Consider the following 1,426-nt stretch of genomic DNA (forward strand, 5'->3'; position numbering starts at 1 on the left):
CCGGAGAAAGAAAGCATACCGCTGTATACCCCTCCTTCTATGAGTCTGTCGTTGGCGTCATAGTTCGTATAGGAAAGCGGTTGGAGTTGTCATTTGAGAAACTGCGCGATATAGAATTGTCTTTACCCCTAAGTGGCATCATCTGCTATTGTTGTTGTTCGCTATGAAATGTAATACCTGATAAATTCCTTGATATGGTTGTCCCTCTTCTAATTTAGAAACAAAAGATTTCCCATTTTTTATTTTTATCTTTAGCTTAGTAAATTTTCGTTTATCAACAATCCCTTCGTTCATTTCTTCTTGTAATGCTGGACGCACTTCGGTTATATCTGTAAGATATAAAAATATAGATTTTCCTTCTTCAGACATCAAAATTCTATTATTAGTAAGCATAAACCAATTCAACAAGTTTATAAAGTAAATAAGTAATGGCTTTTCCTTTTCTTCTAATTGAGAAAATAGACTACTATAATCCCTTTCATTTGATTCTTTAATAATCTTCGTGTATAATCCTTCGCCGCCTTTTCTTTTGAATATTGATATATATGTTGATAATTTATCACTGTTCATAATTAATTTAATTTTTTTTGTAAAAAAACTCCGTTACCTGATTGCTTAAATGTGTAACCAAAGCGTTTAGCAATATTTGGATTAAGGAAACCTTTATTAATCACAGAAGAGCCATGAATTGAAATTTTACTTGCGCCCGCACTTATCGCTTCTGCTTCTAAACTGCTCACAAATGACCTGAAACCTAAAAAGCTTTTGCTTCCAGAAGCTTCCAACAAAAAGATGTTTCGGTTAAATGTATTACCAACCAAACCTTTGGTTCCATAAACAGAATATCCCGCTACATTTTCTGCACCTTTCAATAACGCTTGCGAAAAAGTTTCCTCTGTAAGATTAACCAATCCACGTCCTCCCCCTTGAAGGACATCCTCCACAATCGGAGTACCGGTTGTTGTTAAAGCAAACTGTGTTGGCCTACCCCACAAAGTTCCATACCCCCAAGTTGCACCTTCGGCCAAAGCGGTTCCGAAATAACCCATTGCGCCAAGGTAATCACCATTGTACATGGCGGACTCAAACATTCTCGATGATTGCCATACGGGTAAACCGCTTTGAAAGTTATCCCATTGCTGTGCCCAATTAACATTATTGAAGCTATTTACAGCCCAATTCCACGAAGATTTAGCCGTAACAACAACTTCTTTCAACAACACCGTGTAAGCTGGTTTATTTGGATCGCCTCCACCGTCCCAGCCACCATCCGGGTCAAACCTCATCACCGGGTTGTTACCCATCCCCACATATGGAGACCAGTATTGCCCATAAGGATCTGTACTCAACCAACGTCCTATCGCAGGATCGTAGTTACGAAGATAGAAATTATTCCAGCCAGTTTCACCATCTTTTTCCGAATATT

2 protein-coding genes are annotated in these 1,426 nt (G+C 38.3%); both read right to left on the minus strand.

What is annotated here, in order from left to right; genetic code table 11:
- Positions 1–138: 138 nt before the first annotated feature.
- The gene (locus FXV77_RS21850; protein ID WP_148921370.1) at positions 139–570 is read right to left on the minus strand and encodes a hypothetical protein; all 432 of its coding nucleotides are present in this window, start codon (positions 568–570) and stop codon (positions 139–141) included.
- 2 nt (positions 571–572) lie between these two features.
- Positions 573–1,426 (minus strand): RHS repeat-associated core domain-containing protein (locus FXV77_RS21855; protein WP_222867859.1); only part of this gene is annotated, 854 nt, incomplete at its 5' end.

The organism is Sphingobacterium phlebotomi, from assembly GCF_008180195.1.
Lineage (GTDB): Bacteria > Bacteroidota > Bacteroidia > Sphingobacteriales > Sphingobacteriaceae > Sphingobacterium > Sphingobacterium phlebotomi.